The 25,489-nt window shown below is 51.3% G+C and carries 25 protein-coding genes; 14 read left to right on the forward strand and 11 right to left on the reverse strand.

The annotated features are described in order from the left end of the window. Positions 1 to 163 precede the first annotated feature (163 nt). The 8 genes from ACRQU7_RS03755 to ACRQU7_RS03790 all read left to right on the forward strand — a co-directional run bounded on the left by ACRQU7_RS03755 (position 164) and on the right by ACRQU7_RS03790 (position 7,866). Positions 164 to 1,096: a LysR family transcriptional regulator gene (locus tag ACRQU7_RS03755; protein WP_444643820.1), complete on the forward strand. Its 933-nt coding sequence runs from the start codon at positions 164 to 166 to the stop codon at positions 1,094 to 1,096. A 147-nt stretch (positions 1,097 to 1,243) separates the two neighbouring features. After that, on the forward strand, positions 1,244 to 1,444 hold the full coding sequence (locus ACRQU7_RS03760) for a hypothetical protein (protein ID WP_243122568.1): 201 nt from the start codon (positions 1,244 to 1,246) through the stop codon (positions 1,442 to 1,444). 359 nt (positions 1,445 to 1,803) lie between these two features. Beyond that, positions 1,804 to 2,517, forward strand: a complete 714-nt coding sequence (locus ACRQU7_RS03765; protein ID WP_141827197.1) for a GntR family transcriptional regulator — start codon at positions 1,804 to 1,806, stop codon at positions 2,515 to 2,517. Between the two features lie 92 nt (positions 2,518 to 2,609). Beyond that, positions 2,610 to 3,608: a sugar ABC transporter substrate-binding protein gene (locus ACRQU7_RS03770; protein ID WP_444643823.1), complete on the forward strand. Its 999-nt coding sequence runs from the start codon at positions 2,610 to 2,612 to the stop codon at positions 3,606 to 3,608. 75 nt (positions 3,609 to 3,683) lie between these two features. Beyond that, complete coding sequence (locus tag ACRQU7_RS03775) at positions 3,684 to 5,168, forward strand: sugar ABC transporter ATP-binding protein (protein WP_444643825.1); 1,485 nt, start codon at positions 3,684 to 3,686, stop codon at positions 5,166 to 5,168. Between the two features lie 28 nt (positions 5,169 to 5,196). Continuing rightward, entirely contained in the window at positions 5,197 to 6,159 is a 963-nt protein-coding gene (locus tag ACRQU7_RS03780; RefSeq protein ID WP_444643827.1) for an ABC transporter permease, read from the forward strand. Between the two features lie 48 nt (positions 6,160 to 6,207). Then, on the forward strand, positions 6,208 to 6,933 hold the full coding sequence (locus tag ACRQU7_RS03785; RefSeq protein WP_444643829.1) for an N-acetylmannosamine-6-phosphate 2-epimerase: 726 nt from the start codon (positions 6,208 to 6,210) through the stop codon (positions 6,931 to 6,933). 6 nt (positions 6,934 to 6,939) lie between these two features. Next, positions 6,940 to 7,866 carry an ROK family protein gene (locus tag ACRQU7_RS03790; protein WP_444643831.1) on the forward strand — a complete coding sequence of 309 codons (927 nt, stop codon included), beginning with the start codon at positions 6,940 to 6,942 and terminating at the stop codon, positions 7,864 to 7,866. 92 nt (positions 7,867 to 7,958) lie between these two features. On the opposite strand, the gene ACRQU7_RS03795 is transcribed toward ACRQU7_RS03790, so the two are convergent. The 5 genes from ACRQU7_RS03795 to ACRQU7_RS03815 form a co-directional block, all read right to left on the reverse strand. After that, the gene (locus ACRQU7_RS03795) at positions 7,959 to 10,109 is read right to left on the reverse strand and encodes an SPFH domain-containing protein (RefSeq protein WP_444643833.1); all 2,151 of its coding nucleotides are present in this window, start codon (positions 10,107 to 10,109) and stop codon (positions 7,959 to 7,961) included. 360 nt (positions 10,110 to 10,469) lie between these two features. Then, the gene (locus ACRQU7_RS03800; protein WP_038322608.1) at positions 10,470 to 11,453 is read right to left on the reverse strand and encodes a sugar-binding transcriptional regulator; all 984 of its coding nucleotides are present in this window, start codon (positions 11,451 to 11,453) and stop codon (positions 10,470 to 10,472) included. A gap of 18 nt (positions 11,454 to 11,471) precedes the next feature. Continuing rightward, positions 11,472 to 11,822, reverse strand: coding sequence for a PTS glucitol/sorbitol transporter subunit IIA (locus ACRQU7_RS03805; RefSeq protein WP_185741226.1), 351 nt, complete (start codon positions 11,820 to 11,822; stop codon positions 11,472 to 11,474). Between the two features lie 75 nt (positions 11,823 to 11,897). Further along, complete coding sequence (locus tag ACRQU7_RS03810; protein WP_444643836.1) at positions 11,898 to 12,770, reverse strand: class II fructose-bisphosphate aldolase; 873 nt, start codon at positions 12,768 to 12,770, stop codon at positions 11,898 to 11,900. 12 nt (positions 12,771 to 12,782) lie between these two features. After that, positions 12,783 to 14,042, reverse strand: a complete 1,260-nt coding sequence (locus ACRQU7_RS03815; RefSeq protein ID WP_444643838.1) for a zinc-binding dehydrogenase — start codon at positions 14,040 to 14,042, stop codon at positions 12,783 to 12,785. Positions 14,043 to 14,350: 308 nt separating this feature from the next. Here ACRQU7_RS03815 and ACRQU7_RS03820 point away from each other — a divergent pair, with 308 nt between their 5' ends. From ACRQU7_RS03820 to ptsP, 6 genes are all read left to right on the forward strand, one after another. Continuing rightward, positions 14,351 to 14,743, forward strand: coding sequence for a transcriptional regulator GutM (locus ACRQU7_RS03820; RefSeq protein ID WP_444643840.1), 393 nt, complete (start codon positions 14,351 to 14,353; stop codon positions 14,741 to 14,743). A gap of 38 nt (positions 14,744 to 14,781) precedes the next feature. Further along, on the forward strand, positions 14,782 to 15,309 hold the full coding sequence (gene srlA, locus ACRQU7_RS03825) for a PTS glucitol/sorbitol transporter subunit IIC (RefSeq protein WP_038322613.1): 528 nt from the start codon (positions 14,782 to 14,784) through the stop codon (positions 15,307 to 15,309). Beyond that, a complete protein-coding gene (gene srlE, locus ACRQU7_RS03830) occupies positions 15,306 to 16,292 on the forward strand; it encodes a PTS glucitol/sorbitol transporter subunit IIB (RefSeq protein ID WP_444643842.1) in 987 nt (328 codons plus the stop codon). The genes srlA and srlE overlap by 4 nt, the downstream gene beginning before the upstream one ends. A gap of 213 nt (positions 16,293 to 16,505) precedes the next feature. Continuing rightward, positions 16,506 to 17,156, forward strand: a complete 651-nt coding sequence (locus tag ACRQU7_RS03835; protein ID WP_444643844.1) for an HAD family hydrolase — start codon at positions 16,506 to 16,508, stop codon at positions 17,154 to 17,156. Positions 17,157 to 17,254: 98 nt separating this feature from the next. Then, positions 17,255 to 17,518 (forward strand): HPr family phosphocarrier protein, encoded by a 264-nt coding sequence (locus ACRQU7_RS03840; RefSeq protein ID WP_038322618.1) that lies wholly within the window; start codon positions 17,255 to 17,257, stop codon positions 17,516 to 17,518. Between the two features lie 79 nt (positions 17,519 to 17,597). Next, positions 17,598 to 19,229, forward strand: coding sequence for a phosphoenolpyruvate--protein phosphotransferase (gene ptsP, locus ACRQU7_RS03845; RefSeq protein ID WP_444643847.1), 1,632 nt, complete (start codon positions 17,598 to 17,600; stop codon positions 19,227 to 19,229). A gap of 114 nt (positions 19,230 to 19,343) precedes the next feature. On the opposite strand, the gene ACRQU7_RS03850 is transcribed toward ptsP, so the two are convergent. From ACRQU7_RS03850 to ACRQU7_RS03875, 6 genes are all read right to left on the reverse strand, one after another. Beyond that, positions 19,344 to 20,138 carry a glucose 1-dehydrogenase gene (locus ACRQU7_RS03850; protein ID WP_444643849.1) on the reverse strand — a complete coding sequence of 265 codons (795 nt, stop codon included), beginning with the start codon at positions 20,136 to 20,138 and terminating at the stop codon, positions 19,344 to 19,346. Further along, positions 20,132 to 21,142: a phosphotransferase enzyme family protein gene (locus tag ACRQU7_RS03855; protein WP_444643851.1), complete on the reverse strand. Its 1,011-nt coding sequence runs from the start codon at positions 21,140 to 21,142 to the stop codon at positions 20,132 to 20,134. The genes ACRQU7_RS03850 and ACRQU7_RS03855 overlap by 7 nt, the downstream gene beginning before the upstream one ends. An 8-nt stretch (positions 21,143 to 21,150) precedes the next feature. Further along, complete coding sequence (locus ACRQU7_RS03860; protein ID WP_444643853.1) at positions 21,151 to 22,404, reverse strand: class-III pyridoxal-phosphate-dependent aminotransferase; 1,254 nt, start codon at positions 22,402 to 22,404, stop codon at positions 21,151 to 21,153. 33 nt (positions 22,405 to 22,437) lie between these two features. Further along, on the reverse strand, positions 22,438 to 23,244 hold the full coding sequence (locus tag ACRQU7_RS03865; RefSeq protein ID WP_141827212.1) for an ABC transporter permease: 807 nt from the start codon (positions 23,242 to 23,244) through the stop codon (positions 22,438 to 22,440). 15 nt (positions 23,245 to 23,259) lie between these two features. Further along, a complete protein-coding gene (locus ACRQU7_RS03870; RefSeq protein WP_052010430.1) occupies positions 23,260 to 24,183 on the reverse strand; it encodes an ABC transporter permease in 924 nt (307 codons plus the stop codon). Between the two features lie 110 nt (positions 24,184 to 24,293). Continuing rightward, entirely contained in the window at positions 24,294 to 25,421 is a 1,128-nt protein-coding gene (locus ACRQU7_RS03875; RefSeq protein ID WP_444643856.1) for an ABC transporter substrate-binding protein, read from the reverse strand. Positions 25,422 to 25,489 lie beyond the last annotated feature (68 nt).

Consider the following 25,489-nt stretch of genomic DNA (forward strand, 5'->3'; position numbering starts at 1 on the left):
TTTACAATCCTTTCTTTAAAATTATTCATGTTTTATAAAACATTTGAACTTTTTGTAATTTTATTATATAATACTTAATATTATAACTTCAAATACGAAAATCTATATATAGTATAATAAAAATATTATAAGTTTTTGAATTTTTAAGGTTTAGAGGGATTTTATGAATACACGTCAGCTGCAGTATGTCCTGGCAATCGCAGAGGAAAAGAGCTTTTCCAAAGCTGCCGAAAAGCTCCACGTTTCCCAGCCGTCCCTGAGCCAATACGTTCAAAGGCTGGAGGAAGAGCTGGAAACGGAGCTGTTCGACCGTTCGTCAATTCCGCTCAAGCTGACCTATGCCGGAAGCCTTTACTGTAACACGGCAAAGGAATTTCTCTCTCTGGAAGATCAGCTTGTCGCACAGATCAAAGACGTTGCCAACTCCAAGCGCGGCCGCATTTCCATCGGAATTTCTGCGTACAGAACCACTTATCTGCTGCCGCCTGCACTGCATGAATTTCGCAGAAGGTATCCGGATATTGAAATTGAGCTGAACGAAAAAAGGAATCAGGAGCTGGAAGAATTGCTTCTTTCCGGTGATGTGGACTTTGCTGTTACGGTGTTGCCGCTGCGCAACGATCAGTTGGTGCATCAGGCGCTTTTTGATGAAAAGATCGTTCTGGCCGTGCCGAAAAAGGGATTCGAGCGCTTTGTTCCCGTGCAAACACGCGGAAACCCTTTGGCACCCATTGATCTGCGGCAGTTTCAAACGGCCCCTTTTATTGGATTGACGAGGGACTACCGTTTGCACGATATTATGCTGAATCTCTGTGAACAAGCCGGGTTTACCCCCAATATCATCCTATACTGCAGAAATATTGAAGCCGTCCGTGCAATGGTGATCGAAGGACTGGGAGTATCCCTTCTGCCTTATAATCCTTATATCTTCCTCCATTCCAGGCTTCATCCGGATTATTACACGCTGGAGGGACTTGCCCCCAGCAGGGAAATAGCCGTTTCCTTTAAAAAGAACCGTTATTTGACTAATGCGACGAAAGCGTTCATTCATATCCTGAAAAACACCCTGAACGACGGGGCTTCGGTGGAAATTTGAGCTCAGTACTTCTTGGCTTCTGCTTTATGGCGGAAGCCAAATCTTTTGTATGAGCTTTCTGTCTGTCTGGGATTCCTAATAGCCATATTGACAAGCCATTAGTGATTTGAATATTATGTATTAATCTTTCATGAAGGAGGTATTGCATTGAGTCTGAATCGTTATGTCAATGACGATTTTGATGCCGTCGAATCAGCATCGGATCGCGGCAACTGTAACGACAGCTGTGACAGCGGAAGCGCGAAAGCATTGAAACGAATCCTTTCCTTACTGGATGATTTGAACAGTCAGGACTTGCGAATATTGGATGATATCATTGAGCGCCTGGTTTGCAGCCGCAAGAAATAAATATAGTCATTGTCTACTCCTTAGAATATAAATATTTGCCTTTGGTTTCTCTGCCGCTCCTTAACCGGAGCGGCTTCTTTTTACTGCCCCTGATAGAACGGCGTATTCGTAAAATCTCAGATAATCCCGGTACAGCGGGTTATATTGATCGGAAGCGGAGGAATCCGGCTCCTTTTGGCGGATACGTCGGGAAAGAACGGAGGCTGAATTACGGGATACATCAAGAACTCCTAAAAAACGGCAGCTCTTAAAAAGACAAATTTTGGGATTGACAGTTGAGAGAAATAGAGTTAATATATTGATATATCAATCAAGCTGATATATCAATATACCAATTAAGAAATTATTAGGAGGATTTTATGGCTGTTAATAATGAGATGATTCCTATTTATTATCAATTGAAAGAAATACTTGTTTCAAAGATAAGAGATGGAGAATTTGCATTAGGAGATAAAGTGCCGTCTGAAACAGAACTTTGCAATACCTTTCAAGTCAGTCGTATTACGGCCAAGCGCACGTTGGATGAAATGGTTCACGAAGGGTATATTGAGAGAATCCCCGGCCGGGGGAGCTTCGTGTGCCATACCCACATTGAACATGCCCTGTCGCAGTTTTACTCTTTTACCGAAGAAGTAAAAAGGCTGAATATGATTCCGTCCGCTCATATATTGAATCTGGAAAGGATAAAACCCGGTAAGGAATTGAATAAGCTCCTGAACCTGAATGATGAGTACGTAATATACATAAGGCGCCAACGTCTGGCGAATAACAGGGTGATCGCGCTTGACCATTCGTTTATTCCGGAAAAGTTCTATGGGGAAATTGACAAAGAGGATCTTTTAGAAAATTCGCTTTATAAAATCCTGGAAAGAAACGGATTTAGACCCGACCGTGCAGTCGAGTCTTTTATGGCCGCGTCTTTATCGAAAGAGGAGGCGGAGCTGCTGAGTATGAAGGAGGGCGAAGCAGCCCTAAAAGTAACCAGAAATGCGTTTCACGGCAAAGAAGCTGTGGAATACAATTATAGGTATTATAAGAACGATTGTTACACCTATTCCATTGAGCTCAAATAAGCTCGTTTCGTCTGCCGGCTTTATCGAAGGCGCGGGGGCTTTATTCAGTGCGCCTTCGTGAAAGGTATAAATAACACAGGGAGGAAATTGAAATGAAAAGGATGTTAGCGTTTGTTCTCGTTCTGGCAATGACGGTGATCGGCTTTGGGGGCTGTTCCCCGTCGGGACCGTCAGAATCAACCGGTCAAAAAACTGCGGATACCTCTTCCGAAACCGCGTCACAGCAGGGAGCGTCCGATGTCAAGCTTGCCTTTACATGTCCGGATTTAACAAATACCTATTTCGTTGAAGTGGCGAAGGGCGTACAGGACCGGTGTGATGAATTGGGGATTAAAGTCACAATCAATGACGGGAAAGCCGACCTTGCAAATCAGGTCAGCGCATTTGAAAACTTTATTTCGCAGGGAGTAGACGCGGTAATCGTCAGCCCTATCGACGAGCAGGGTCTGGTTCCCTCCGTGAAAGCGGCGCATGCGGCAAAGATTCCCGTGATCGCTGGAAATCAGAACGTAGAGGGCAGCGATGCGTTCATTACAGTCCCTGAGTACGAGTACGGCTTTGCAATCGGCGAGAATGCCGGGCAGTGGATTGCGGACAAGATGGGCGGTAAGGCGAAGGTAGCGATTTTTGATTATCCTGAGCTCAAATCGATTATTGCCCGCGGCAACGGCATTCAAGAGGGGATACTGAGCAAAGCGCCGAACGCGGAGATCGTGGCGCGCCAGAGTGCGAACAACCCGGAAAAAGGGATGACCAACATGGAGAACATTTTACAATCGAACCCCGATGTGGATGTGCTTGTATGCGTGAACGATGCCGGTGCTCTGGGTGGATATGAAGCGGTCATGGCTGCCGGCAAAGCCAGCGACAAATTTTACATTGGCGGCCTGGATGCCACAAAGGAAGCGCTGGATAAAATCAAAGAGGGCGGCATCTACCGCGCCACGGTTGATATTCAGCCCTATGAGACGGGTAAGCTTTTTGTCGATACCGCGCTGAAAGTCCTGAAAAGCGGTTCGATCGCAGATACGATTGAGATTCCGATGAAGGTTGTGGATGCAGGCAATATTGCAGATTACTTTAAAAACTAGAGCGACGTTGTTTTGTGCCGGTCCTCTTTTTGCAGAGGACCGGTACAGATGCAGATTTTATGGTGAGGTGCAGCGATGACCACAAACGACAATATTCTTGCCTTAAAGCATATTACAAAACGGTTCTCGGGTGTATTGGCTCTGGACGATGTGTCACTTGAGCTGCGCCGGGGAGAGATTCATGCGCTTGTCGGAGAAAACGGAGCGGGCAAATCAACGCTGATCAAAGTGATTACGGGAGCCCATTTGCCGACCTTCGGAGAGTGGACGTTTGATGATAAAGAAATGACGAACAATTCTCCTGCGATTTCCAAAGCTGCCGGTATCGGTGTGATTTATCAGGAGTTAAACCTGATGCCGCAACTGACCGTCAGGGAGAACATCTTTTATGGCAAAGAGATTAAAAAGGGTATTTTTCTCGATGAGAAAAAGATGTATCGGGACTGCCTCAAAATGATAGACGATCTGGGGGTTTCTGTTGATCCGAACGCTTTGGTGCGCGACCTGTCGATCGCTGAACAACAGGTCGTGGAAATTGTAAAAGCCATTTCGGAAGACATCAAGTTTCTGATTATGGATGAACCGACAGCGCCGCTGACCAACACAGAAATCGATAAGCTGTTTTCCGTTGTTGAAAAGCTTCGCGCCAAAGGAATTACGATCTTATACATATCCCACAGACTGGAAGAAATCTCCAGGATCAGCGACAGGGTGACAGTGCTGCGGGACGGCCGTCATGTCATTACGATGAATACAGCGGATACGGACCGGCCGATGCTGATCAAACATATGGTGGGCAGGGAGATAGGACAGGAGTACCCAAAACGGACCACACCCATTGGCCCGCCGGTGCTTGAGGTCGAGGGATATACCAATGCTGCGATACACGACTGCAGCTTAACGCTGCATAAAGGGGAAATATTGGGCCTTGCGGGACTGGTGGGAGCCGGACGCACGGAATTTGCCCGGGGGATTTTCGGCGCGGATCCGATCAGCAAGGGGACCATGCGGCTCAATGGGGAGATTGTTGAAATACGGACACCCAAGGATGCCATCCGCCACCGCATCGGTCTGATAACGGAAGACAGAAAGTCACAGGGACTGCTGATCAATAAAGGAATCGATTTCAATGTTGTCTATGCCAGCCTGAAGAGTGTCAGCAGGGATGGGTTTGTACAAAAAAAGAAGGAAGCCGCGACAGTAAGCAGGTTTTCTGAAGCGATGCATATCAAAGCGCATTCCTCCGCCCAGTTGGCAAAGACGCTTTCGGGGGGAAACCAGCAGAAAGTGGTTTTAGCCAAATGGCTTGCCACGCAATGCGATATCCTGATCTTTGACGAGCCGACGCGCGGGATTGACGTAGGCGCAAAGAGAGAAATATACCAGCTGATGCGCGATCTGGTTTCCGAAGGAAAATCGATTCTCATGATCTCTTCGGAAATGCCGGAGCTGATCGGAATGAGCGATAGGATTCTCGTCATGCGCAAGGGTGCCATAACAGGGATGCTTTCGTCCGAAGATGTAAAGCAGGAGAGCATTTTGGAATTGGCCACCGAATAATTGGATTCGAAAGAAGGAGATTCTGCATATGGACACTGCCATACAGGTGAAAAAACAGAAAAGCATATCGAAGTATGCAATTTACATTGTGCTCTTGGCGCTGACCGCTTTTTTCTCAATCGTTGCGGAAGGTTTTTTCACGACAACAAATTTCTTTAATATTTTGCGGCAGGTTGCCGTTTATGGCATTCCTGCGGTGGGGATGACGATGGTGATCATCACCGGGGGGATTGATATCTCCGTTGGCTCCATGATGGGCGCGGCTTCCGTGGGGTGCGCTTCTCTGATGGTGGCGGGTCTGAATCCCATACTGGCGATGCTGATCGTACTGATTGTGGGGCTGATCGTAGGGCTGCTGAACGGTTTCTTTACTTATGAAGTAGGGATTCCTCCGATGATTGTGACCTTGGCGGCAATGAGCATCCTGCGTGGACTGGCGTACATCATATCGGGCGGTCTCCCTGTCTATGGTTTTCCGGCAAGCTTCACCGCTCTTGGGCAGGGGTATTTGGGACCGATCCCCATCCCTGTGATTATTATGGCGATCTGCTTTGCTGTCGGTTACATAACACTTGAGAAAACATCCTTCGGACGATACGTTTACGGAATAGGCAGCAACCGTGAAGCGTCCCGGCTAAGCGGCGTAAGCGTAAGAAAAGTTATGTACAGCGTGTATGGTTTGTGCGGCATGCTTGCGGCGCTTGCGGGCATGGTGCTGCTGAGCCGCGTAAACAGCGGTCAGCCGAAAGCGGGCGAAATGTATGAAATGGATATCATTACGGCTGTTGTTTTGGGCGGCGTAAGCACGACCGGCGGAGAAGGCAAAATCACGCGGGTCATTGCGGGCCTTTTGGTGATGGGAGTGCTGCTCAACGGCATGATTCTTATGAACATACCGGATTATTACCAGCGCGTGGTGAAAGGCGCCGTACTGTTGCTTGCGATCAGCGCCGATATGATGAGCCAGAAACGACTGAGCAAAAAAATATAAAGCAATCAATATTACAATATATTTACTGAATAGGGAGATGGCCGATTTATGAAAATTACAGAGTTAAAAAAAGGTTTGATCGTATCCTGCCAGGCGACGGCAGAGGAGCCGATGCGCGACAGCGCGATCATGGGTAGGTTCGCACTGGCGGCACAGATAGGCGGCGCGGTTGGCGTGCGTATGAACGGCGTGGCCGATATTCTCGCGGCACGCCAGCTGATCGCAATCCCTACGGTCGGTCTTATTAAACATACATACCCCGGATATTGGTGTTACATTACGCCTACTCTCCGCGACGTGGAGGCAGTATATGCGACGGGATCTGAAATTGTTGCGGTTGATGCGTGCAAGCTGTCAAAGCCCGGAAACGTGTCGGCGGCCGAGCTGCTCAGCTCAATAAAAAAAGAGTTTCCCGACATTCTTTTGATGGCGGATGTATCGACATGTGAAGAGGGATTAAGGGCTGTGGATGCAGGCGCCGACCTGGTTTCGACAACGCTGGCCGGCTACACGGAATATACGCGCCACAATGATGACGACAAGATCATGGAGCTGCAGGCGCCCGATATCAGCCTGGTGGCGTCTTTGGCGGAAAAGCTCAAGGTTCCGGTGGTAGCGGAAGGCCGTTACTGGGACGATCAGCTGGCGGCCAAAGCGTTTCAGGCCGGTGCGCACAATGTGGTCATAGGAGCCGGAATTACGCGTCCGCAGATTATAACCAGAAAAATCGTAGGCAATTTGAAGCCTTACTTAAATAATGGGAAAGAGGCGTGAGGTCTTATGATTGCGGCGGCAATTGATACCGGGGGCACCAAAATCATGGGTGCGGCCGTAAATGAGCGTGGCGACATACTGGAGAAGATCCATGTTGACAATACGGGAAGAACCGGCGCGTTTATTCTGGATTCCTATTTCAGAATCATCGATACGATTGAGAAGAAATATGCCATTGATGCAATCGGCGTCGGCGCGGGCGGGCGTATTGACCCGCGTACAGGCGAGGTGCTGTACGCGGTGGATATCTACAGCGGATATATTGGAACCCCAATCAAAAGCAGGCTGCAGGAAAAGTATCAAAAGCCCACGGCAGTGGACAATGATTGCAAGATGGCCCTTATCGGCGAGAACTGGATGGGGGCGATCCGCGGCTTCAAAAGCGTGTTCGGCATCATCATCGGAACAGGGGTCGGCGGCGGATTGTTGCTGGACGGCGTCAGCATCAGCGGCCAGGCGGGAGGTTTTGGGGAGATCGGACATGCTGTTCTGCACCCGAACGGGAAACAGTGCCTGTGCGGTCAGCACGGCTGTGTGGAAAAATACGTTTCCGGCACGGCGCTCTGGCAGCGTTACAATGAGATGAGCGGGCGGGAAGCCATTGATTCGGGCTATGAATTTTTCAGCCGCGCACGGCAAGGCGATCCTGCTGCGCTGAGCGTTTTGCGTGAATTTATTGAAAATCTCGCGCTGTGCGCAGTGACCTGCGCCAATCTTTACGATCCGCAGGCGCTGTTATTCGGAGGCGGCATTCTTGATACCTCTGCGCTTTGGTGGGATGAGTTTGTTAAAGAATACGACAGACAAAGCAGCGCGCATTTAAAGAAAATCAAGCTGGTGCGCTCGGCATTGGGGAATGACGCCCCTCTGCTGGGGGCGGCTGCATTGGCCTTCTCACAGCACCAATACGGTGTGTCCGCGGAGCGCGGGTAGAGTGTGCCGACACTTGAATCCCCGATGTTCACCAAAAATAAAAGAGCACCCGCAAGGGTGCTCTTTTATTTTTGCAGTTGGGGTGAGAATCCCTAAATTTTCTCTTTTGGAGGCACCGGCTGCTTTTTCTCCTGTGCAGTCGGCTGCGCGGTTTCCTGCGGAGCAGGCTGTACGGGCTGATTCGGCTGCCCGCCGTCCCCCGGGACCGGCTGTTCCGCAGAAGGGGCTGTCTGCCCGGCTTTAGCCGATTCCATCGCCGCCTGGATAGCCTGCGCCGTGGTGGACGGTTCTGAGATATGCTGGAGCGACACGCCCAGTTTGTCAAGCGTCAGAAACTTCAGCAGAGTGTCCATGACCGTGTTGCTGCCGCTGCCGTTGCTGGCGCCCGAAGACTGCCCGTCGTTTCCGCCCATGTTGACGACTGTTTTCGGTACAATGTCCACTTTGGAGTTTTTGATCGCGTCGGTCAGCTTGTCGGCGATTTCCTGAATGACCCGGTATTCCGCGCCGCCGTAAGCCCGTACCTGCGCGTCAATGGCCTGCGCCTTGGCAAGGCCGACGTTGGACTCTTTGGAAGCCTCGGCTTCGCCTTCCAGCCGTACTTTCGATGCGTTGGCTTTTGCCAGTGCGATGATCTGATTGGCTTCCTGTTCCGCCTTGCTCGCCATGGCGGCACCGTTGTTTCCTTCAATTTCAATCTGGATTTTCGACTTGGTCAGGAAATTCTGCTGTTCGGCGACCGCTTGGGCCTCCCGCAGGGATTTTTCACTTTCCGCTGCCGACTGCTGCTTTTGATAGGTGATTTTCTTTTCCTCCGCAATCTGGCGTTCACGCAGCTGCGTCAGGATGTTTTCAATCTGCACATCCGCATGGGAAGATCTCGGCGTACCGATGAGCACTTCCTCCAGCTGCAGGTTGTATTTTTGAAATTTATTGCGCATTTCGGTTACGGCGCGTTCACGGATGGCACTGCGCTCCTGAATCAGTTCGATCAGGGTCTTGGTCTGCGCTACATCCTTAAAGTACGCGCTTACAAGCGGGTCAAGGGACTGGTTGACCAGCATGTTGATATCGCCGAAACGCTGAATGACCCACGGCGCCTGCTTGTAGTCGATATGCATGACGACGGAAAGGGGGAGCGAAGGCTCGAACGCATCCTTGGTGATGATATCGACCTCGGTCAGGTTCTCGTCGTATTTATGGTCGCCGACTTCTGATTTATTCCATTTTAAAATAATGTTGGTAGTGGGAACCAGCACCACGCGTCCGGCGTCGGTGTTAAACGCATACTTTCCGGGCATGAGCGGTTTCTCCAGCACACCCTTGCAGCCAGCCTCCACCAGCTCGCCGTGCTTGTAATCCTCGCCCGTCGTATCGACGCCTTCTTTTCCGAAGAAGGAAACCACGACCCCGACAAATCCAATGGGGACCACCGTTTTCGGGCGGAACTCCACCGTGGCGAACAGGCGGTTGATGTAATAGGTGCCGTCCGTCAGCACCTGCAGCTGCTTGCCGCGGCGGCCGCCCAGTTCCAGAAACTGCTCCGGGTCCTGAAAGCTGGAGTGCCCTTCGCCCACGCTCGGCGCAATGATTTCGCCCTGCTCCAGCGGCATGCCGTCGTGCACGGTGACGATACCCATGATATCGCTGGTATCGCTTGCATTGGCCATGATGACCACCGGGCGGAACGCGTCGCGTTCCAGCAGCGTCTGCTGCATACTGGCGATCTCCGCGCGTTCGCTGCGGGAATTGCCGATCGTTTTAATGTCGCTCGGAGTAATTACAATGAACTGCGCCAGATTGATCGCGTATGTACCTTCTCTCAGAATCCCGCGCTGCGGGCCGCGCTGGCCGCCGTTCTGCAGAAACCCGCGCACGTCCTGAAAATTGTTGGCCTGAGGCACCACTTCTCCCAGCGTCTGCGTCGGAGCAAGCGGAAGGCCGTCCCGTGCGAACAGATAGGCGATCTGGCCCTGCGGAACCGTAATGAGGGGGTATTTGTGGATTTTATACATCAGAGCGGATTTGAAGTGCATGCCGCCGCGCAGAAGGTCGGGCGAATAGCCGGCCTCGCCGTGCAGGGCGATGATGGAGTCCTGCAAAGAGCCCTTTCTGCTCCACCATTTTTCAATCACAGCGACCTCGTTGGAGCCAATAATCCGCAGGCCCAGAATCTTAAAAATCAAAAGATAGAGCACTGCGACAGCAACCAGAATATACAGCGGAATCAGAATAAAGCCCATTCCCATTTCTCCTTTACCTATTTCATGGATTGTGAAGCACCCGCTTCCCGGGGGGATGCGGACGCCGTGCCAAAAAGCCGGGGAAAAACGGAATATTTTTCGTATTTCGACCGTCAACAGCACATTACTAAATCTATGCTTCATTATATTCTACAATGACACGGATTTCAATAGAAGGACGGTAACAGGGAAATACCAGATTTTAGGGGGAATCGCGCCTGAGGGATTCCATGAGAAAACGCCTACAGAACGAAATTTCCGTTCTGTAGGCGTTTGTGGTTCATGGATTGAATGGGTGATTTCTTCTAAGGGATACGGAAATCTCCGATACAGACCGGGAGAAAGGGAAAGCTGCATTTTTCATATCCTGTCAACATGATCTTTCGTAAATTGCTGGGCGCTGACATGAAGCAGCTTCTTTGCAGTGGTCGTGTCGGTGATCAACGTGTCGATCAGCCGATAGCGGATGGCGATATAAATGCTCTCAACTTTTTCGTCCCCGCCGGCGACCCCGATCACTTCCGGTATTTTCTTAATTTCATCCAGACTCAGCGACATCAATTGCTGGTTCCATTTGCAATCCACCAGCTCACCGTGTTCATTGAAAAAATTAAATGAAATATCACCCTTTATCAGATCGCTGACATTGTCGGTATACTTATCAATGCCGTGCAGATAGGCCTCTGTCATTTCAAAATAGATGGGGGAACTGCCGAGACCGACGATGGCAAGGTCCGCTTTTCTGGCGTTGTCCAGCACATCCTTGATGAAATGCTGTTTCATAAGGATCCGTTTTGCCTCCGGTGAATCGACAACTACAGGGGCATGGAGCTGCAAGCTGTCGCCGCCGCACTGACGCGCAAAAATCTCGGCGATAACATTCGCCTGAGTGTCCCGGTCGTTACGCAGCAATCCGCCGGACAGCGGCACAAAGGTAACATCCGGAAATGGGACAGGGGAGGAAAAGCTGTTGGCCAGCGCAAAATTGGTCGTGCCGGAAGAAACTGCGACCAGCTTGGCCGAGTACATGCGCCGGAACAGGTATTTCGCCGCCAAATGCCCCAGCCTTTTCTTGGGCTGGTTGCTTTCGTCCACATTGACACAGATGACATCGTGCAGCTTGAAGGTGGATTTTAGCTGGTTCTCCAGCACATGGTAAGGCCGCATACCGGCATCGTGGATGATAATCTGCACAATACCGACGGTGCGCGCCTTTGTGAGCAGTTTCGAGACCAGCGAGCGGCTCATATTGTATTTCTTCGCAATCTGATCCTGTGTAAGGTAGTCGTCATAATACAGATGTGCGATTTCTACCAGCAATTGCGTATCATCGGAAGTACCCATTCTCTAATCCCTCACAGCTTACATAAATACAATTGAGCTCCCAATTCTGACCTCCGGAACACCGGCAGGCGACAGCACGACCGCCCCCGGCAGTACGTCTTCAGACGGATCAAATATTAATGTCATGTGTCCCAGGCGGCTGAAATTCTCATTCGCCACCTCGCCGACCTTTTCTACAGTGTACTCCTTGCCGTCAAACAGCATACGCCCGCCCGGGCGCAGCATTTCATCACTCTGTTCACCCTTGAATTCGTGAATAATACAGGCATCCTGTAATTCTTCAGGACAATCTTTGCCGAAAAGAACCAGCATCGGACTTTCGTCAAATATGGCATCGCTGCCAATTGCAGTCACGGTTGTCTTGAACATTTGCATCATGCTCCTTTTTGTACATTATAGCGCAATGCTTCGAAAAAAGAAAGCGTTCCATAACTCAGCGTGAATTTACTTGCCGGAAAAGACACGCATTGCGTGCAGAACATCCGCTTTCATGGCGCTCGTAGCGTAAAGTGAGACAGCATCGAAAAACAGCGCGTCATGATCTGTGGCCAGATACTGCCTGACGGCCTCACCGCCGGCCTTGTTCATATAGGTGTAGTAATTGATCTTGCAGATACCGTTCTGGATGGCGGTCCTGTAATCTTCATCGGAAACACCGGATCCTCCGTGCATAACAAGCGGAACGGCTGCCGCGTCGCGGATTCTACTGACACGGTCAAGATCCAGGCGGGGCTCGGTGAGATACACGCCGTGCACAGTTCCAAAAGCAACGGCCAGACAGTCGACTCCGGTGGCATCCACGAAACGCTTTGCCATATCCGGATCGGTGTATATATCATCCAGATTGCTGTAGTCGTCGGCGCTGTCAGCGTTTGTACCCTCACCGACGACCACCTTTGATGTGAAAACGTGGCCGAGCTCTGCTTCCACGGAAACTCCCGCAGCGTGTGCGATCTTAACGATCTCCGCAGTCTGAGCGACGTTTGTGTCAAAGTCTTTTCCGGATGCGTCGTACATTACGGACGTGAAACCGAGCCGGATGGCCTGCACGCAGCGTTCAAATGAACTCCCGTGATCCAGGTGCACCGCAACCGGTACGGACGCGCGTCCGGCATAGTGCAGCATCAATGGTGCGATCTCGTGCATGTCGACAATACCGTCATGGCTCTGAGCATGCTGCAGGATAACGGGACATCCCAGTTCCTCAGCGGCTGCAATAATCGCGCGCACGCTTTCTAATGTTGTACCGTTGAATGCACCTACTGCGTATTGACGCGCTTTGGCGTCGGCTAAAACATCTTTTAGATTGGCCAGCATGATTTTACCCTCCTACTTTGTTGTATCGACGTTGTAATGTGCGAGCAGAATACGTTCCGCCTCTGCGCTCCAGCAGCCGTTTGCACGGTCGCAGGCGTCCGCAAGCTCGCCGAACAGCGGATTCTCCGCGCTCAATTTGCGAAAATCCTCAATTGCGGTCAATGGCAGATCGATCTGCGTGTAAATCAGCTTCTTGCCGCCCGGAATCTTTGGCAGGTTTAAGGTGGTTTCGATTACACTGTTTAATCCGCCAATATGTGTCAGCATGACGGTGGGATTTATGCGTCCCTCATCCGACAGACGGATTGCGTCAAGCAGGTCGGCGTTGGTGCTTCCGGTGAAACCGACATAATGGGTTTTCGCATAGTGTATGTTATACATATTGATCATTGCGGACAGGCCCCTGTCCACGGGACCGGCGAAGAAATTCAGGCAGCCATCGGTTGCCAGCACCTTGTCGGCCTGTTCAATTAATTGCTGTACGGGCGCATATACAAAGACATCGTCGTATCCGGCTCCATTGCTGAGATTTCTAAGATCCTGCACGACATCGCTGCTTGACGCCGCATTGAAAAACACAAGCTGCTTATTGTCCGGCACAGTCAAAACGGTTTGGGCGCGCGCGATTCGTTCCTCGGAGACATCGACGGCAACGATGAGCGCCGGACCGTTTTCCAACTGCAGAGCATAATCGATGGCGGCGAGCCCCATTGGGCCGCAGGCTCCGAAAATAATGAGGTTTCCCTGGGGTTTTACTCCCATCGTGTGCTCGTGATTGACATCCGAGGTGTGATACATCCGGTTGTATCCCGCGATTACACACGCAATCGGTTCAGCCAGCGAAGATTGGAAAAAGGACTCCCCTTTGATTGGAATCAGGCAATTGAGCTCCATCACTTCGTTTGGAATCACACAATAGGTGCAGTCTCCGCCGAAATAAGAATACGAATAACCCGGGGTGTCGAATGTTCCGTTATAATTCAGGGAAGGCTGGATTGTGAACCGCTGCCCCGCCCGATAATTGTCCTTCCACTTGGCGCCCACCGATATAATGACACCCGCCATTTCATGGCCGATGATTACCGGCTTTTTGGACAGGTCGTCCGGTGCGCGCTTATGCGCGCTGCCCTGTTGAACCAGCTTGTATGTAGACATGCAGACGCTGTCCGTCATCATTTTTGCAAGAATCTCATCCTCCCCGATTTCAGGTAGTTCCAATTCCTCTACAAGCAGATCTTTTGTTCCATGAAGCCTGATTGCTTTTGTTTTCATGTATGTACCTCCATATAAGATATATTTCGATTCCTTTGGTGGAATGGTTGTGAGTGCCTGATGACACTAATATAATAACGACAGTTTATCTGTATTGTCAATTATTTGCGATACATTGGAACATATGTGATGACTATTTTGCGTATCCGCCATGTTGCGGAATTGAACTGTAGAATATGTGCAAATTTTTAATATTATGTTGACATTTAATGTGCAATAATATAACATCAATGAGCAAGATGAGTAAGTCGTTACATGACCTGACAAATGTGAGAAAGGAGAAAGCGAGTGATAAAGGGGGTGATTCTATGACGATAGTATTAGGCGGGCTGTTTCTGGCTATGGCGCTGCAGGCATTTTTTTCATACATGCAGTTAAAGGCCGTGTACGGTACGCTGGGGCAGATGAAGCGTGAGCATGCCGGATCGGGATATCTGGCAATGGGGAGTGCAAAATCAAAGATTCCTTTCCGCAAGGGCGTAGCTGTTATTATCGTGGTGGATGAAACAGGAGTTGTTGTGGAATACCGTGAGATGCAGGGCAGAACCGTATTTGCCAAATTCAAACGGCGGGCGGAACTGACCGGCTTGACAATGGAGACGGCAGTCAGCCGGGTGGCTGAGAAAATGAGAGTGCGGGCCTTGAAAAAGGCGGTCCAGCTGATTGACGAGCAGCGTAGCAGGCAGGCTGTCACGTTGTAACAGGGAATTGAATTGATTAGGATTTAGGAGGGCGTTTTATGGATTTCTTAGTAAAATTTGCAGAAGTATTTACCGGTGTGTTTCAGGCCGGAGGCGAAAACCTGACGGGGCTAATCACGGGGATCCTGCCCACGTTGCTGGTGCTTCTGACGACGATCAACGCGCTGATTAAGCTGATCGGAGAAGAACGCGTCAATAATTTCGCGAAAAAGCTGACGCGGTTCCGTCTGCTGCGCTATACGCTTTTGCCAATCATGTCGCTGTTTTTCCTGACAAATCCAATGTGCTATACAATGGGGCGGTTTGTCGAGGAGAAGGAGAAGCCGGCCTTTATTGACGCTTGTTTCTCGTTTGCGCATCCGATACTCGGAATTTTTCCGCACGCTAACCCAGGAGAACTGTTTGTGTGGGCAGGGATCTCCGCGGGTATTACCGCGCTGGGGCAATCGGCTATGCCTCTGGCGGTACGGTATTTTATTGTGGGTGTTATCGTCATATTTATCCGCGGCAACGTGACTGAGCTTATTACGACTCTGATGATGAAGAGAAAAGGGGCGGCGAAATGAAGGCGACAGTAAAAGTAACGAGAGGACCCGGCGGCTGGGGCGGTCCGTTTACCGTGCAGGAGACCGAGACCCGCAAAGTCGTGGCGTCAATCACAGGCGGAGGCATTCATCCGCTGGCGCAGAAAATAGCGGATATGCTGCATGTTCCGGCCGTAGACGGTTTTAAAGAAAAGGTCGAGCCTGATACCATGATTATTGCTATCGTAGACTGCGGTGGAACACTGCGGTGCGGCGTATACCCAAAGCTCGGGGTCAAAACGATCGACACTCATCCGATCTCACCGTCGGGCCCGTTGAGCCGCTACATCAACGAAGGCAATTTTGTATCGGGGGTCGTCGAGGATAACATTACCCTCGTGGAGAGCGCGGAAACCGATACCGCTGCAGAGGATGTTCCGAAAGCTGCTCCTGTAACAAAAGCGGCGGCGGAAACGCCGGCTGCCTCCTCAAAGGGAATGGTCGGATTTATAACAAATTCCGGACGGGCAATCGGAAGCGTTGTGAACATCTTCTATCAGGCCGGCCGTGATTCCGTTGAAATCGTATTGAAGAGCATCCTTCCGTTTATGGTATTTGTCAGCATCATGGTCGGCATCATCAACTACACAGGGGTTGGCAATGTGCTTGCCAACGCTATTAAGCCGCTGGCCGGAAGCTTGCCGGGGCTGTTGGGGCTGTCCGTTTTTTGTGCGATTCCGTTTTTGTCCCCCGTATTGGGACCGGGTGCGGTCATCGCGCAGGTTATCGGAGTGTTGTTGGGCGTTCAGATCGGAAAAGGCACGATTCCGCCATCCTATGCCTTGCCCGCGCTGTTCGCGATCAATTCTCAGGTAGGCTGCGATTTCCTGCCGGTCGCGCTGACATTGGCAGAAGCGGAGCCGGAGACAGTGGAAACCGGTGTCCCGGCAATGCTTTTCTCCCGGCTTATCACGGGTCCCATAGCGGTACTGGTGGCGTTCCTTCTTAGCTTCGGACTTTATTAACCCAAAGGATCTGTAAGCAAAGTATAAATAAAGACTGCTGAAAGGCAGGTATGCCCGGCAATGCCGCCAGGAAAGATTCCGGAAGGCGTTTTCCTGGCGGTACGCCTGAGAAGCCGATGGAAAGCTGTTTCAAAAAATACACGGACGTGTGAACCGAGTACATAAAAGTACGCAGACCCCAAAAACAGAGTATGTTTCAAGAGGTAGTAGGGTATGAAAATAAAAGGCGTAATATTTGATCTGGACGGAACACTTCTTGATTCGATGGGTTATTGGAATAATTTACGCGTGGAATATTTAAAAAGGAAGAAAATCGATTTTCCACCGGGACTGGAACATATCTTGGTTAAAATGGGTTCTATGGAATCCGCGGAATATCTCCGCATGAAATTCAATCTTGTGGAGTCGGCGGAGGAGATAAAAAATGAATTTGATCGGGAAATGACCTATCGGTATGAAAACTGTATCCGTCTAAAGCCCGGAGTGCTGGAAGTGCTGCAGCGGCTCACTGATATGGGCGTTGGATTTTGCGCAGCCACTGCTACGGACCGTGGATTAATAGAGAAGCCGCTTATACGATTAGGAATCTACGAGATGTTCGCCGGCATATTGACCTGCCAAGAAGTCGGATATAATAAGACGCATCCCAACATTTGGCGGGAGGGCCTTGCCATTCTTCATACGACACGCGATAATACCGTCGTTGTAGAGGATAATATTCAGGCGGTCCGCACTGCAAAGGCAGACGGGTTTACAGTATACGCAGTCTATGATGAAACGGCTGAGGACGAAAAGCAGATGCTTCAAGTACTTGCGGATCGCTATTTAGATTCATTGAAAGAGTTTTTAAATGATTTAAAGTAATTGGATGAGGAAAGTACGAAGTTCATAATGCCTATCTCATACGGCTGACGTGAAGAGACCCATATGGGCTGTTTATTTAAACAATGAGAGGAATCAATATGGTAAGTCAAAAAGTAAGAATTCAATTGAAATACGGACTGCATGCCCGGCCGGCCGGTACGCTGGCGAAATTGGCACAGCAGTATCAAAGCGATATAAAAATGCAATCGAATGAAAAAATATTCAATATAAAATCAATCATGGGCGTGATTGCCGCAGGAGTAAAATGCGGCACAGAGGTCGAATTGATCTGCAATGGAACAGATGAGCAGAAAGCATTGCGTGAATTGGTCGATGCGATTCAATCGGGCCTCGGAGAATAACAGAGCTTTCATACAACGGGCAGGGTTCATACAGCCCTGCCCGTTTGTTTTCATATATCAATTCTAAGGAGGAAACAGGATGACGGTTCTAAATGGAAAAGGTGTATTGGATGGGATCGCAATCGGAAAAATTGTGTTCTATCAGCGCAAGGGCAGGGAAGCGGTTAAACGTCATGCGGAAAACACGCAGGAAGAACTCCGTCGTTATCAGGACGCAAAACAGCGGGAAGCAGAGGAACTGAAAAAGCTGTATGAAAAGGCGTTTCATGAAGCGGGAGAGAAAAGCGCCAAGATATTTGAAATCCATCAGATGATTTTGGAGGATATCGATTTTTGCGATGCCATAACGGATACGATCCAATCGGAGCGGGTCAATGCGGAATATGCCGTGAAAAAGGCATGCGATACATACATTCAGACAATTTCCGCTATTGACGATCCTTATCTGAAAGAACGCTCCGCCGATATCAAAGATATATCCCAAAAGCTGATTGAAATCCTTGCCAATGCCGAGTCGGATGCTTTTACATCGGATGAGCCTGTTATTATCGTCGCAGACGACCTCACGCCAAGTGAAACAGTGCAGCTGGATAAATCAAAAATACTTGCCTTTATTACCATAAACGGTTCGGTTAATTCTCACACTGCGATTCTTGCGAGGAGCATGAATATTCCCGCCGTGGTCGCTGTCGGAGAGCAATTGGGCCTGAAATATAACGGGAATAACGCAATTGTGGATGGCGCTTCCGGAAGGATTTATATTGAGCCGGACACTGCGACGCTGAAATTATTTTCTGAAAGGAAAGAAGCGAAAGAGGCGGAACAGGAACAGCTGCATTGCCTGAAAGGGAAAAACAGCGTTACGATAGATGGAAGGAAAATCAAGGTTTTTGCAAATATCGGCGGGCCGCAGGACGTGGAGGCAGTCCTGGACAATGACGCGGAAGGCATTGGACTGTTCCGCAGCGAGTTTCTTTATCTTGGCAGAGAAACGTATCCGACCGAGGAAGAACAGTTTCAGGCGTATCGGTCGGTTGCGGAAAAAATGAAGGGAAAACAGGTCATTATCCGGACTCTGGATATCGGCGCGGACAAGCAGGCGGACTATTTTGAAATGCCAAAGGAAGAAAACCCCGCTATGGGCTGCCGTGCCATACGCATTTGCTTAACCAGGCAGGATATCTTTAAAACACAGTTGAGAGCATTGTACCGGGCTACTGCGTTTGGAAACATCGCGATCATGTTTCCCATGATCATTTCCGTGGGAGAGGTCAGGGCGATCAAGCAAATTGCGCAGGCTGTTCAGCTGGAGCTTTCCGGAGAAGGGAAAGGCTACAATTCGGGAACAAAGCTGGGAATCATGGTCGAAACTCCTGCGGCCGCCCTTATTAGCGATGAGCTTGCGAAGGAAGTGGATTTCTTCAGTATCGGTACCAATGATCTGACTCAATACACGCTGGCAATCGACAGGCAGAATCCGGGCCTGGAGCATTTTTATGACGCACATCATAAAGCGGTGCTGACCCTCATCCGGATTACAGCTGAAAATGCCCGTAAAAACGGAATTTTTGTAGGGATTTGCGGTGAACTCGGTGCGGATCTTTCCCTGACGGAAACTTTTTTAAGAATGGGAATCGACGAACTTTCGGTATCGGCGCCCTGTGTGTTACCGCTGCGGAAAAAAATAAGGGAAATCCGAATTGAACGTTAAGTGTTAAAGCAGCGCCCTTTACAATAAAACGCCCATAGAACCGAAATTCGGCTCTATGGGCGCTTTTAGCGCAGACCGTTCACAGAGGGCCTGACACAGGAAACACTTTTTTCATCAGGATTCCTTTATCCCCATCACGTTTGTCTCCGGCAGCAGATTGCCTCCGTCGATCACGTTTTCCGTGCCGGTAATATACGAGGACTCCTCGCCGGCGAGAAAGGCCGCCAGCTTTCCTACCTCTTCCGGCGCGCCCAGACGGCCCATCGGGACTCCGGCCGCGATGCCTTCCAGCACGAGGCCGGGATTCTGAGGATTGGTTGCCGCCGCACTCCTGCGGACATTCGGCGTCAGAATAAAGCCGGGGCAGATGGCGTTGACCGTAATTCCGTCCTTCGCCAACTCTACCGCCAGCGATTTGGTAAACCCGATCAGCCCCGCCTTGGTCATGGCGTAAGCGGTGTATCCCGGGTCGCTGACATAAGGGCCCGTCACGGAAGCGATGTTGATAATGCGTCCCCACCGGTTCTTCAGCATACAGGGAAGGACCGCCTTTGTCACATTCCACGTGCCCTTCAGGTTGATGTCGATATGCCGGTCGCGCAGTTCATCCGGAAAGGCCTCAAACCGGGACAGCTTTGCGATTCCCGCGTTATTGACCAGAATATCGATGTGCCCGTACTGTATCAGTGCACTTTCCACCCCGGCACTTACGCTTTCCCGGTCCGCAATATCCATTTTGACCGCGGCTGTATGGGAATTTTGCCGGTTCAGTTCCGCCGCCGCGGCTTCCGCCTGCCCGGAACGGCCGGCCAGAAGAACGAAAGCCCCCTTCGCGGCCAGTTCACGCGCAATGCCGAGGCCGATTCCGGACCCCGCGCCGGTTACAAGCGCCACTTTTCCGTTCAGCACACCGCCGCCGCCTTTTGCACGTTCCGGCGGACAAATTCATAGGCCATCCGGCGCGTTTTTTCCAGATATTCCGTGCCGACTGTTTTCGCCGTGTCGCTTTCTCCGTGGCTGCCCAGCCACGCCAGCCTGACAATGCGGCGCATGAGAACGAAGGTGGGTATTTCCGCGAAATCCTGTAAAGAGAGGCAGCGCACCGTCTGGTATCCCTGCAGCCACGCCTTGCAAAGCTCCTCCAGACCGTCGCTGTACTGCACCAGGCTGCATCCCAGATCATATAGGAACCATCCGAAGCCGCAGTCGTCGAAATCGATGATCTGGAGCTTTTCGCCGTCCATAATCACGTTGGACAGATGCAGGTCCGAATGAATCAGGCCGTAGCGGTCGGGCTCCTTGCCGTAGTTGGAGAGCCGTCCTTCAATGATCGTAGAAGCCTGTCGGAAAAGGATCCTGTCCTTCTGTGTTAAACCCGGATAATTGCTCCAGGAGCCCCAGCGGGCGTTTTCGCCCAGCAGGCTTTCAAAGTCCCAGGTAAACCGCCGAAAGCGGGCGGTGTCCGCCTCCTTTTGCACCTGTGTGTGAAGGATGGCCGCCGCCGCTCCAACCTGGCTTACCCTGTCGAGCAATTGCTGACCGTGCAGCTCGCAGACCGCTTTTCCGGGCAGAAAGGAGAACAGGGAGCAGTCGTATTCCACTCCGCTTTCCGGGGAGCGAAAGGACTGCAGAAGGCTGCCGTTCCTGCCGGGGAACGCCTGCGGCACGATGAGCTTTCCGCCGCGGCGTATCTGTTCCATCCACTGCAGCTCCGCGAGCAGTTCCTCTTTTGTATGATATCCGGGCCGGTTCACGCGCAGAACGGCTTTGCGTACGGGAGAAGAGACTGTAAAGGTCAGATTTTCCGAATTCTTAAGAAGTTCGATTTCCGCATGGTCCGGGAAAAGAAACATCCGTTCAAATTCCCGGCGTACGGTTTCCAAAAGCACCTCCGGTGTGTCTATCCGTTTCAAGATTGCAGTCACCTTCCTCTGTAATTTTGGTAAGCTTCTTTTAGCCCTTTGTCCATTCTGGCAAAAAGCTCGTCGATAAATGCCCGGTCGCACAGCAGCCCCACCTTCATCTGCAGAGTCCCGGGGTGCAGTCGGGCGTTGTGCGCCCATACGCCGTGGTCGTAAAGCGGCTTTGAGACGGATACGCTGGCGTCCTCGCAGTCAAAATCCAATCCCAGAATGACCCCGCGCTGGGAGTACCCGGTCAGGAAGCCGGGATATTTTTTCATCAGATCATCAACGCCGTGTTTCAGGACCGCCTGATTTTGAACGACATTTTGGACCGTAGAGGGGCGCGTTGTCATCTCCAGCACCTTGGCGGCCACCCTGCAGCCGATTTCGGAGCCGCCGCAGGTGGAGCCGTGCAGGCGCCCGATCTCAAATAGCCATTTTCCCGCTGTCCGGTTCATGACCGTCGCCGAAATTGGATAAATTCCGCCGCCGAAGCCCTTTGCGGTCACCAGCATATCGGGTACGAACCCCTCGTGCTCAAAGCCCCACAGCTTGCCGGTACGCATCAGGCCGGTCTGCACCTCGTCAGCGACATACAGCGCGCCGTACCGTTCGCAAAGCTTTTTTACCGCTTTTAGATAGCCCGTCTCCGGCAGGGGAAAGCCGTAGGTGGCCAGAATGGTTTCCACCAGAACGCAGGCGGTGTCCTCCTTTTTCAGTTCCGCTTCCATGGCGCCGATATCGTTGAGCGGAACCTGCACAAAGGCGTTCGGCTCGCCCTCGCAGTGAAATGGCAGCTTGAACATGTCGTCTCCCGCGGAGACGGAAAGCCCCGTGTGTCCGTGGTAGCAGCCCTTGATGGAAATCACCTTTTTCCGTCCGGTCGCGTAACGGGCGCTCTTAATGGCGACGTCCACCGCTTCGCCTCCGCAGGTGGAGAAAACGGAATAATTCAGATCCCCGGGGCAGAGCTTTGCCAGCTGTTCCGCCAGCTCCGCCCTTGCAATGGACGGGAAGTGATGGTTCCCGACGTCGAATTCCTCCGTCGCCTGAATCATCGCCCCGATCACCTCGGGGTTGCGGTGTCCCAGATTGTAGGTGCCGCCGTTCAGATGGATGTCGAGAAATTCCGTGCCGTCCATATCCCAGAAGCGGTAGCCCTCCCGTTTTCCCATTACAAGGTCGATCCCCTTTTTATGGAAATCCTCCACCTTGCTGGGGTTCCAGTACTCTCTGCTCTTCTGTAAAATTTCCGCTTTATAATCTGTCATTGTTTTTCCGCCCTTGCTGCAAATTTTTATCGGTCAGTCGTCGTCCAGTACGATTTCTTCCTGAATCTGGTATTTCGGCTCGCGGCCGAACAGGGTCTTCGCGTTGGAAAGGAGCATAACTGCCGTGATGAAAACGATCACGATCGCCGCTATGGCGGTAATGGTGGGGTCGAGCTGCTGATTCAGACCGTCCCAGATTCTCTTCGGAAGGGTCGTGATCTGCACGCCGCAGAGGAACTGCGTCACGATGATCTCGTCGAACGACGTAGCGAAAGCGAACATCGCGCCGGAAAACAGCGCGGATTTGATCATCGGCACGGTCACGCGCAGAAAGGTGAGGAAGCTGTTCGCTCCCAGGCTGCGGGACGCCAGCTCATAGTTCGGGTTCAGGCCGGACAGGCTGGCGAGCGCCGTGCGGATTACAAACGGAACCGCCATCAGGACGTGGGCGATCAGCAGCCCGCTGAAGGTGCCGGAAAGGTTGATTCCCGCTTCGAACCGGTAGACCGCGATGCCGACGATAATGCCGGGTACCAGCATGGGCATCATGAAGGTTTCGATAATGGCGTTTTTGCCTCTGAATTCCGATTTGGAAAGCCCCTCCGCGGCGAGGATTCCCAGAATCAGCGAAAGAACCGTTGTAAGGATCGCCAGCTCAAAGCTGATTTTCAGGGAATTCACCCATTGGGCGTTGCCGAAGAATGCCTGGTACCACTGCGGGGAAAAGCCCGGGGGCGGAAATTCCAGATACCGGGACGAGCTGAATGACATCGGTACGATAATCAGTACCGGCAGGACCAGAAAAAGCATAATCAGAGCGGCGACAATCCATAACATCATCGATGCTCCTCCTTTCTACCACAGTTTTTCCACATGCATAATTTTTTTGGACAGGAACAGAATGATATACGTCAGAACCAGAAGCACGACGGAGATAGAGGAAGCGAACGGCCAGTTCATCAGCTTGTTGATCTGTGCCTGTATGGTCTGTGAAATCATCACGTTTTTGGTTCCGCCCAGCAGGGAAGGGGTGATGTAGTAGCCGATGCTGCTGACGAAAACGATGATCGAGCCGCAGGAAACGCCGGGCATGCTGAGCGGCACGAAAACCCGGAAGAAGGTATAGCCCTTTTTTGCACCCAGCGTGCGGGAAGCCAGAATCAGATTGCGGTCGATTCCCTGCATCACGGGGTAAAGCGAAAGAATCATATAGGGAAGAAGGATATGCGTCATGCCGACATAAATGCCGAGCTCATTGTGCATCAGTTCCAGCGGCTGCCGGATCAGGCCGAGCGTTTTCAGAATGTCGTTGATCACGCCGTTGGTCTGCAGCAAAATCATCCACGCGTAGGTGCGCACCAGCAGGCTGGTCCAGAAGGGAATCATCACGCCGATCATTATCAGACAGCTGATCCTTTTGGAACAGACCGTCATAGCGTATGCCACGGGATAGCCCAGAACCAGACAGGCCAGGGTTACGACAATGCTGATGCGGAAGGTGGTCGCAATCACCTTCAGGTAGACGTCGCTGCTGAAAAATTTGACATAGGAGTCCGCGGTCAGGGCGCTTTGGGCGCCCGTAAAGCTGAGCGCAAGAATCTGCAGCAGCGGAAAAATCAGGAAAACCGCAAAAAACAGCGCGGGAGGGATAATCAGCATCCACGGCCTGAATAAATTTCTTCCGAGCAGACCCTTCCGCTCCGCTTTCTCGTCTTTCACCGTCTTCGCTGTGTTTTTATATCGGATTCCGTCCATCGCGACTTCAAAATCTTTTACCATTAGAAAGCCTCCCTGCTAAGCTGTAAAAGTCGGTTTGTGTTTCTTCGTACGGAAACGGCAGCCCGCCGCAGTGCTGTACTGCGGCGGTTTACCGTAAAGACCATCGTCAATCAGCTTAATTTCCACTCCTGGAAGCGCTGGTAAACGGCGTCATAGTTGTCGACCCACCATTTTACATCGTAGTAAACCTGATTCTTTACTTTTTCCGGTGAGGACGCCAGCTTGTCGATCTGTTCCTGCGTCATGAGCTTGTAGGCGTCCGTGTTGCAGGGCGCGTTGCCGGGATACTCGATTGCGTAGTCTGCCACAACCTGCGCGGAGGTTGCGAATGCGATGAAGTCGTTTGCCATCTCAACGTTTTTCGAGCCTTTTCCGATCACCCAGGAATCGCTGGTGATGATCGCCTGATTCCAGTCGTATTCCACCGGCTGGCCCTCTTCCTTCGCCTTGATGATACGGCCTGCCCAGACCTCGCCGAGCGGGTTGTCGCCGCTGGAAACCAGCTGGACGGACTGGGAACCGGAATCCCAGAAGGTCTGGATGTCTTTTTTATGCGCGTCCAGATATTTGAAGGCACGGTCCACGTCGAGCGGATACATTTTGTCGATCGAAACGCCGTCCGCCATCAGCACCGCTTCCAGCATGGACATCGGGTTGGAGTACAGCGTGCGGCTGCCGGGGAATTTCGCGGTGTCAAAGAATTCCGTCCAGTTTTTCGGCCGGTTCGATTCGGAGAATTGATTCGTATTCCACGAAATACAGATTGCGGACATTTCCGACGGCACGGAATATTCCGTGATAAAGTTTTCAACCAGACCGTCTTTTTTGATGACGTTAAAGTCGAGCTTTTCAAATAAGCCCTCTTTTTCACCGCGGAAAGCAAAGTCCGTGTCAACGTCCCATACGTCGACCTCCATTTTTCCCGCCTGGACGGCTGCTTTTACCTTTGCGGGGCTGGGATCGGTATCTTCCACGATGGTGCAGCCGGTCTCTTCGGCAAATTTATCGAAGATCGTTTTTTTCTGTGCCGCCTGAATCGCGCCGCCCCAGCTGCAGACCGTCAGGGTTTTTCCGGCCCATTTTTTCCCGCTGGACGCTCCGGCGGCGGATGCGGAACCCGCTGCGGAGGATGTGGCGGTCTGGCTGCCGCCGCAGGCGGTCAGGGAAAGGAAGATGGTTCCGATCATCACAGCGGAAAGGACCCGGATTCCTTTTTTCGCATTTGCACTCTTTTTCATCGTTGTAGCCTCCTCTTGTTTCGACAGAATGTGGTTCTCCTTTATATAGAACATAGACAGTTAAGCGC

The sequence above is a fragment of the Caproiciproducens puteiluti genome, assembly GCF_052442865.1.
GTDB lineage: Bacteria > Bacillota > Clostridia > Oscillospirales > Acutalibacteraceae > Caproiciproducens.

Excerpts from the sequence above, each read along its gene's own strand:
- ACRQU7_RS03840 (WP_038322618.1), top strand. The coding sequence starts at position 17,255 with ATGGTAAGTCAAAAAGTAAGAATTCAATTGAAATACGGACTGCATGCC.
- ACRQU7_RS03785 (WP_444643829.1), top strand. The coding sequence starts at position 6,208 with ATGAAAATTACAGAGTTAAAAAAAGGTTTGATCGTATCCTGCCAGGCG.
- ptsP (WP_444643847.1), top strand. The coding sequence starts at position 17,598 with ATGACGGTTCTAAATGGAAAAGGTGTATTGGATGGGATCGCAATCGGA.
- ACRQU7_RS03800 (WP_038322608.1), bottom strand. The coding sequence starts at position 11,453 with ATGGGTACTTCCGATGATACGCAATTGCTGGTAGAAATCGCACATCTG.
- ACRQU7_RS03795 (WP_444643833.1), bottom strand. The coding sequence starts at position 10,109 with ATGGGCTTTATTCTGATTCCGCTGTATATTCTGGTTGCTGTCGCAGTG.
- ACRQU7_RS03820 (WP_444643840.1), top strand. The coding sequence starts at position 14,351 with ATGACGATAGTATTAGGCGGGCTGTTTCTGGCTATGGCGCTGCAGGCA.
- ACRQU7_RS03775 (WP_444643825.1), top strand. The coding sequence starts at position 3,684 with ATGACCACAAACGACAATATTCTTGCCTTAAAGCATATTACAAAACGG.
- ACRQU7_RS03865 (WP_141827212.1), bottom strand. The coding sequence starts at position 23,244 with ATGATGTTATGGATTGTCGCCGCTCTGATTATGCTTTTTCTGGTCCTG.
- ACRQU7_RS03765 (WP_141827197.1), top strand. The coding sequence starts at position 1,804 with ATGGCTGTTAATAATGAGATGATTCCTATTTATTATCAATTGAAAGAA.
- ACRQU7_RS03790 (WP_444643831.1), top strand. The coding sequence starts at position 6,940 with ATGATTGCGGCGGCAATTGATACCGGGGGCACCAAAATCATGGGTGCG.
- ACRQU7_RS03780 (WP_444643827.1), top strand. The coding sequence starts at position 5,197 with ATGGACACTGCCATACAGGTGAAAAAACAGAAAAGCATATCGAAGTAT.
- ACRQU7_RS03860 (WP_444643853.1), bottom strand. The coding sequence starts at position 22,404 with ATGACAGATTATAAAGCGGAAATTTTACAGAAGAGCAGAGAGTACTGG.
- ACRQU7_RS03870 (WP_052010430.1), bottom strand. The coding sequence starts at position 24,183 with ATGGTAAAAGATTTTGAAGTCGCGATGGACGGAATCCGATATAAAAAC.
- ACRQU7_RS03805 (WP_185741226.1), bottom strand. The coding sequence starts at position 11,822 with ATGTTCAAGACAACCGTGACTGCAATTGGCAGCGATGCCATATTTGAC.
- ACRQU7_RS03770 (WP_444643823.1), top strand. The coding sequence starts at position 2,610 with ATGAAAAGGATGTTAGCGTTTGTTCTCGTTCTGGCAATGACGGTGATC.
- ACRQU7_RS03875 (WP_444643856.1), bottom strand. The coding sequence starts at position 25,421 with ATGAAAAAGAGTGCAAATGCGAAAAAAGGAATCCGGGTCCTTTCCGCT.
- srlE (WP_444643842.1), top strand. The coding sequence starts at position 15,306 with ATGAAGGCGACAGTAAAAGTAACGAGAGGACCCGGCGGCTGGGGCGGT.
- ACRQU7_RS03835 (WP_444643844.1), top strand. The coding sequence starts at position 16,506 with ATGAAAATAAAAGGCGTAATATTTGATCTGGACGGAACACTTCTTGAT.
- ACRQU7_RS03810 (WP_444643836.1), bottom strand. The coding sequence starts at position 12,770 with ATGCTGGCCAATCTAAAAGATGTTTTAGCCGACGCCAAAGCGCGTCAA.
- ACRQU7_RS03755 (WP_444643820.1), top strand. The coding sequence starts at position 164 with ATGAATACACGTCAGCTGCAGTATGTCCTGGCAATCGCAGAGGAAAAG.
- srlA (WP_038322613.1), top strand. The coding sequence starts at position 14,782 with ATGGATTTCTTAGTAAAATTTGCAGAAGTATTTACCGGTGTGTTTCAG.
- ACRQU7_RS03815 (WP_444643838.1), bottom strand. The coding sequence starts at position 14,042 with ATGAAAACAAAAGCAATCAGGCTTCATGGAACAAAAGATCTGCTTGTA.